Origin of the sequence: Lutibacter sp. (assembly GCF_041555395.1) — a bacterium.
GTDB lineage: Bacteria > Bacteroidota > Bacteroidia > Flavobacteriales > Flavobacteriaceae > Lutibacter.
This window is the reverse complement of record NZ_JBFFKM010000109.1, coordinates 1-2,653: the sequence shown is the minus strand read 5'-3', so window position 1 is coordinate 2,653 and position 2,653 is coordinate 1. Positions and strand designations below refer to the sequence as shown.

Here is a 2,653-nt window from a genome sequence, read left to right as displayed (position 1 = left end):
TGTCCGTAAATAAACCCGGTAAAAAAAAAGAGCGCTATATATTTAAATTTATGAATTGAAGGTCGCATAAACTAAGTTTTTAATTACCGAATCAAGATAACCAAAATATTTTACATGAAATTACCGGAATTCTTTTTTAGCATAAGTTTAATAAATAATCTTTTGATGGAGTTAACAAGCGTACAGCTTTTTTTACTCTAAGATTCCATAAATTTACGAACTTGAATTTCTTACTTTTGCCGGGCAACAATAAACACAACATGGATTTTAAATTAATTTGTTCCGATATTGATGGTACGCTTTTGAATAAAAACAGGGAATTGTCGGAGATGACCATTCAAGAAATTAAACGTATTTCGCCCATTCCTTTTGTACTTATTTCTTCCCGTATGCCAAAAGCGATACGGCATTTGCAAAACCAATTGGGAAATACTACAGCGCCGCTGATTGCCTATAATGGCGGATTGGTGTTGCACAATAACCAAGTTTTGCACTCCGCGTTTATTGACAATTCGGTTTTGGAAGCCGTTATTGGTTTGTGCGCAAAAACAGCGATACATTTAAGTTTGTATTTTGAAGACGAATGGTATGTTCCTACAATGGATTTCTGGGCAAAAAAAGAGGAGAATAACACAAAGGTCACTCCTGAAGTAAAATCGAGCAAAGAAGTTTTATACAAATGGAAAAATGAGGGAAAAGGAGCGCATAAAATTATGTGCATGGGCGATGAAACTGAAATTGATGTTTTGTATAAAGCGTTAGAAAATTCCTTTTCCGACGAAATTATTTTATACCGGTCAAAACCAACATATATTGAAATTTCTCACCATTCCGTTTCCAAAAAAACAGCTATTGAAGTGTTGTTAAACAGCTGTTATCCAGAATTTTCAATGAAAGATATTGTGGCTTTTGGAGACAATTATAACGATATTGAAATGTTGAAAGCGGTTGGTTTAGGCGTTGCTGTGGCAAATGCCATTGAAGAAGTGCTGCAAATTGCCGATAAAGTTACCGACACCAATAAAAATGATGGTGTGGCAAAAACCATTCAAGAACTATTTTAAGATAAAAATAACAGAAATTTGTTTCGGGGCGTTCCCTTTCGGGCCAGGCCTTCACTACTCGCTTTTTAAATTTACTCAGGTAAATTTAAAAGAGCTCAAACAAACCGTTCAGTCCCTAACGCAAAAAATCACCTTCTGATTAAGCTTAAATGACCTTGTTTTTCCCTAGAATCACCATGTTGATCAGTAAACTTCACCAAATACCAGTAATCGGCCGAAGGGAGCCTTTCTCCATTGTAAAATCCATCCCAGCCGTCACCAGTTAAATCAACATCAGCAACCAATTTTCCAAAACGGTCGTAGACATAAATAGCAGATATTTGGATGTTATTGGTGTCGTTTCCAAGCACTTTCCACGTGTCGTTTTGCCCGTCGTCGTTGGGTGTAAAGAATTTGGGAAATCCCAAAATCGCAATATCCAATGCCGCAACACCACAACTGTTTTTGTCGCTCACATACAAGGTGTAAGTTCCGGGTAGTAAGTTTTCAAAAGAAGTTTCGTCCTGAAACGGGCCAAACGGCGCATCCAATGAAAACGCATAATCACCAAGGCCTAAATTGGTGTTGTTTATGGTAATGTAGTTATTGTCCGAATCATCAACAACGGTAATGTCATTCATCGTAATTGTTGCAATATCAGAAGCCGTAACCGTTACTGTTTTCGGAAAAGATTCACAATTTAAATCCGAATTGGCAATAACCGTGTAAATTCCTGCCGATGAAACCTCAGCGGAAGAATCATAACTGATAACAGTGCCAGTATCATTTTTCCATTGATAAGTGTAATTTCCTTGCGGATTAAAAGTTTGAAGCTTTATTGGCGGTAAATTCAAGCACACAATGGCGGTCGGATTTACCTCAAATTTCGGAATTTGTTGAACGGTTAGTGTCAAATATGGTCCAATGCCATAACAATTTCCATCGTTTTCATTTTCAATCCGCACAAACAAAATTTCTGAATCTTTGGTTTGGTTGGTATAATTTGCTGGCGGAATTTCATTTAGTTCCAGTTGCGCATCATTTAAATTTCTATAATAATGAACGCTTAAGGGCTGTCCGGCAGGAAGGCTATTTATAAAATACGTTGATGACTCAGTTAGGTTAAAGGCAAAAAAACCGTCTGCATTTGCGTCCTTGTCACAGGCCGTAAGTTCGTAGTTAAAGCCGGCCGGCAATAAGGTTGAAGAAACGCTTAATTTTACTGTTGAAACGCTAAAACAAAAAGTATTTTGCACTCTGGCATAAACAGTATTTGCCGTTGCATTGTTAAATGTTGATGGATTATTTAAAGGAACTCCACCGATATTGGCTTCTGTGGAAGTTAAATAATAGTTTACATTTAAACTATTGTCTCCTTTTGTGATAATGGTGTTTGCTTCGTTTAAATTAAAATCGGTAAAACCATCGGCAATTCCATCTTCATCGCAATTTTTAAATTCAATGGCAGATTGGATAATTGGTAATGGATTTACAGTGGCAATTATGGCAATTCTGTCTCCTGTTACACAACCGTTTGCCGATGCCAAAACATAATAAGTTGTAGTTGCGGAAAGTAAAGGTGTATAGTTTGAGCCTGAATATATTGGTGT

At 36.8% G+C, this 2,653-nt stretch carries 2 protein-coding genes; one reads left to right on the top strand and one right to left on the bottom strand.

Annotated elements, in window-relative coordinates; genetic code table 11:
- Nucleotides 1-260: 260 nt before the first annotated feature.
- Nucleotides 261-1,064, top strand: a complete 804-nt coding sequence (locus tag ABY285_RS12440) for an HAD family hydrolase (RefSeq protein WP_372770542.1) — start codon at nt 261-263, stop codon at nt 1,062-1,064.
- A gap of 128 nt (nt 1,065-1,192) precedes the next feature.
- On the opposite strand, the gene ABY285_RS12435 is transcribed toward ABY285_RS12440, so the two are convergent.
- A partial coding sequence (locus ABY285_RS12435) for a T9SS type B sorting domain-containing protein (protein ID WP_372770540.1) occupies nt 1,193-2,653 on the bottom strand: 1,461 nt, incomplete at its 5' end.